The following is a 3,637-nucleotide window of genomic DNA, read 5'->3' on the forward strand; positions in this document are numbered from 1 at the left end:
CGGCCCGCCGGGCCTCGGGGTCGAAGCCGGTCGTGGGCTCGTCCAGGAACAGCAGGTCGGGGTCGCCGATGAGCCCCAGCGCCATGTCGACGCGCCGCTGCTGGCCGCCCGAAAGGGTCTTCAGGCGGGCGTTCTGCTTGCCAGCTAGCCCCACGAGCTCGATCACCTCGTCGCGGTCCCGGGGATGCCGGTAGGCCGCTCCGAAGGTGTCCAGCGCCTCGGCCACGGTCACCTCCGAAGTGTCGATAGTGGCCTCCTGCAGGACGATCCCGGTGCGGTCCCGGAACTCTCTGCCGGCCACCGCGGGGTCGAAGCCCAGCACCGACACGTCGCCCGAGTCAGCGCGGCGGTGTCCCTCCAGGATCTCCACGGTTGTGGACTTGCCGGCACCGTTCGGACCCAGCAGGGCGAACACCTCGCCCGCCGCCACCTCGAAGGAGATGCCGCGCACTGCCCGCACGGGGCCGTAACTCTTGGTCAATCCCCGCACGGCGACGGCGGGCGTGCGGGTGGAGGAGTCGCTCACGCCGCTAGCGCCGCTTGCGGGCGGCGGTGCGGGCCTCGGCCTGCTCCTCCAGCAGGTTCATGATCCCCGGGAAACCGGGGATCCGGCCGAGGCGCCGGGACAGGAAGTTCAAGCTCAGAGCCGTGAAGGCCACGTACAGCGGCCAGTTGATGAGGTAGCGGAAGAGCACGTACTGGTCGGGGTCGGTGACACCCAGGAACCAGATGTCGAAGCCGGCCGCCAACCCCAGCAGCAGGCCGAACGCCACGATGATCCGGTCGAGGGCCGAGCGGAACGCCTCGTGCGACCGGATGGCGGACGGAAGGTTCAGCGAGCGCGCCACGAGTTCGGTGGCGGGGTTGCGCTCCAGCGCCGCCGAAAGGCGGAGGCTGCGCGCCGCGAGGTCCACGGCGGGGTTGCGCTTCAGCATCGGAGATGCCGAGAGCACGAGCGCCGCGGCGATGGCGAACTTGTAGCCGATGCCGATTCCGAAGTAGATGTCGTCGTTGTCGGTGACGATCCCGACGATGCCCCGGGCGATGATGCACACCGTCACCAGCGGGAGCAGCTTGCCCACCCCCACCCCGTGGCGCACGCGCACGATGCCCGACAGCACCGAGACGATCGTGATGGCGCCGATGGCCGGGCCCAGACCCCAGAAGCGGAACAGCACCACGAACGCCACGACGGCCAGCAGCGTGTCGTAGCCGACCCACCAGGGGGGGACGAATGCGTCGCCGCCTTCCCCCTCGGCCGCCCACAGGTCGACGCCCGTCTCCACCTCGGGATCCTCGGGCCCCGCCGCGCCGCCCCGCACCGACTCGTCAGAAGTCACCCGGTTGCGACCTTCTCGGCGATCCGGAACGTCCGCCACCTCAGCGGCCCAGTGCCGTCCAGGCGGCCAGCACACCGACATCGCCGAAGACCTCGACCTCGTCCGGCGCGATGCGTCGCCAGAGCACCAAGTCGAGTTGCTCACCGGTGCCCCGCGCGGCGACGTCGCCGCGCCCGTGGATCCGTTCGACCTCCATGCGCCCCCCGGCGATCCGGCAGAGCCACTCGCCGTCACCGTCGGTGCGGTGCAGGTGCAGGGTCCCGGCCGGCAGCGGCTCCTGCGCCATGCGTGCCTGGAACGGAAGGATCACGCCGACGAGTTCGTCCACGCCGTCGGCCGCCAGGTCGCTGTCGAGACGGCCGGGCTCGCCCACCGCGTTCTCGGCGTCCCAGCGGTGGATGAGGCTCTCCTGCGCCATGCGCCGGTGCCAGAACGCGCCCGTGTTGATGCCCGCCCAACTCCACACCTCCTCGGCGGGACCGATCCCGCTCAGAGCGTCCAGCACCCTGGCGTGAGCCGCGGCATACCAGTCGACCACCGCCTCGCCCTGCGGCGGGCGGGGAACGTCGTCCCGGTTCAGCACCGTGGCCGATCGTTGCTCGATGTGCTCGCTGACCCAGTTGTAGACCCAGCCCAGATGGCCGACCAGTTTCTGCAGGTGCCAGCGGGGGCAACTGGGAACCGGGGCGTCCAGGTCACCGGCAGCGGCGACCGCGCTGACCGCGGCACCCTCGCGTGCGGTGGCGGCGACATAGGCGTCGGTGTCGAAGCTCATGGCCTCAGTCTCCCCCACCGGCGCTGCATCCGCACACCGGCGGCCGCGTCGCCGCACCGGCGGCTGCGTTCGGCCTGTCCGGCTATAGGGTTCCTGGCGCCGAGGTCGCCCCACCGCCGAGGAGGAAGACGATGATCAGAGACTTCTCGCTCGACATCGATGCGCTGCGCAGCTTCCTGCACCTTCTGAGCGTGACGGTCTGGGTCGGCGGGCAGATCGTCGTCGCCGGGCTCGTCCCGCTGCTGCGCAAGCTCGATCGCTCCGCGGGTCCGCCTCCCGAGGGCGAGAAGAGCATCACCCAGAAAGCGGCGCACCGCTTCGGGCGGATCTCCTGGCCCTTCTTCGCCCTGGCTGTCATCACGGGCCTCTGGAGCCTCGGTGAGGTCGTCGCTAACGACGAGTGGGCGGCCAGCACCGGCCTCTGGAGGACGCTGTTCTTCGTGAAGATCGCCCTGGTGGCCGCCTCTGGCGTGGGCGCCTGGTTGCACGGACGGGCGCAACGGGCGCCGGAGCGGGCGCTGTTCGCCAGCGTGGCTTCCTTGACGGCCCTCGCCGCCCTCCTGATCGCCGCGGGCTTCAGCTCCGTCGCCGGCTAGTTGGCCTGAATCACCGACGGGTTGGGGGTGTGGGGGGTTTGAAATGTGGGGAAGTGCCTTCTTGCTCTGGGCGAATGGCCGTTGTTGACGGCGGCCGTCGGCCCGGGGAGGAAGGCCCGGACGCCTCGTGAACCACGCCGGACAACACCTCCTGCGCCTCCCCGCCCACTGGCCCCGGGCCAACGCCTTCCACGACGCCCTCATCCCATCGGTGATTCAGGGTTAGGATTCGGGGGAAAGGTGCGTGCCGTGACTGCTGGCGCGCGCACTTTCCTGAAGGGACGGTAGGAATGTTCTCTGGATCGATGGGCTGCTCACGCGTCTCGCCTCTGTCGTCGGCAATGTCCCCCCCCCCCCCCCGTATTCGGGCCTTCGACGCCGTAGTCGAGGCTCGGCCGCGCTACTGGCCGGGCTGGTCGTTGCAGCAGGGGTGCTGGTCTCCGCACCCACCGCCGGACAGGAGGCCATAGGCGCCGACGGGCAGTACACCGCCGTCAGCGCCGGCGACGACCACGACTGCGCGCTCACCGCCGACGGCGCCGTCACCTGCTGGGGCAACAACTACTACGGCCAAACCGAAGCGCCCGACGGGCAGCACACCGCCGTCAGCGCCGGCAGCCGCCACACCTGCGCACTCACCACCGACGCAACCGTCACCTGCTGGGGCTGGAACGAAGACGGTCAAACCGAGGCGCCCGACGGGCGCTACACCGCCATCAGCGCGGGCAGCCGCCACACCTGCGCACTCACCGCCGACGGCGCCGTCACCTGCTGGGGCAACAACTACTACGGCCAAACCGAAGCGCCCGACGGGCGCTACACCGCCATCAGCGCGGGCAGCCGCCACACCTGCGCACTCACCACCTGGGGCGCCGTCACCTGCTGGGGCAACAACTACTACGGCCAAACCGAAGCGCCCGACGGGC

Annotated in this window: 5 protein-coding genes; 2 read left to right on the plus strand and 3 right to left on the minus strand. The window is 70.5% G+C overall.

Going from position 1 to position 3,637, the window contains the following annotated elements; translation table 11 throughout:
* From OXG55_01495 to OXG55_01505, 3 genes are all read right to left on the minus strand, one after another.
* Nucleotides 1-526, minus strand: a 526-nt coding sequence (locus OXG55_01495; GenBank protein MCY4101930.1) for an ABC transporter ATP-binding protein, incomplete at its 3' end; no start/stop codon positions are given.
* A gap of 4 nt (nucleotides 527-530) precedes the next feature.
* Nucleotides 531-1,340, minus strand: coding sequence for a hypothetical protein (locus tag OXG55_01500; GenBank protein MCY4101931.1), 810 nt, complete (start codon nucleotides 1,338-1,340; stop codon nucleotides 531-533).
* Between the two features lie 40 nt (nucleotides 1,341-1,380).
* A complete protein-coding gene (locus OXG55_01505) occupies nucleotides 1,381-2,115 on the minus strand; it encodes a maleylpyruvate isomerase family mycothiol-dependent enzyme (GenBank protein ID MCY4101932.1) in 735 nt (244 codons plus the stop codon).
* Nucleotides 2,116-2,246: 131 nt separating this feature from the next.
* Here OXG55_01505 and OXG55_01510 point away from each other — a divergent pair, with 131 nt between their 5' ends.
* Together OXG55_01510 and OXG55_01515 are read left to right on the plus strand one after the other, a co-directional pair.
* Nucleotides 2,247-2,711, plus strand: coding sequence for a hypothetical protein (locus OXG55_01510; protein ID MCY4101933.1), 465 nt, complete (start codon nucleotides 2,247-2,249; stop codon nucleotides 2,709-2,711).
* Between the two features lie 430 nt (nucleotides 2,712-3,141).
* Nucleotides 3,142-3,637, plus strand: a 496-nt coding sequence (locus OXG55_01515; GenBank protein ID MCY4101934.1) for an RTX toxin, incomplete at its 3' end; no start/stop codon positions are given.

This window comes from bacterium (assembly GCA_026708055.1).
In the GTDB taxonomy this organism is placed as follows: domain Bacteria; phylum Actinomycetota; class Acidimicrobiia; order Acidimicrobiales; family CATQHL01; genus VXNF01.

Bases quoted from the DNA above. Each gene is read 5' to 3' on its own strand.
- OXG55_01505 (MCY4101932.1), bottom strand. From the start codon at position 2,115: ATGAGCTTCGACACCGACGCCTATGTCGCCGCCACCGCACGCGAGGGT.
- OXG55_01510 (MCY4101933.1), top strand. From the start codon at position 2,247: ATGATCAGAGACTTCTCGCTCGACATCGATGCGCTGCGCAGCTTCCTG.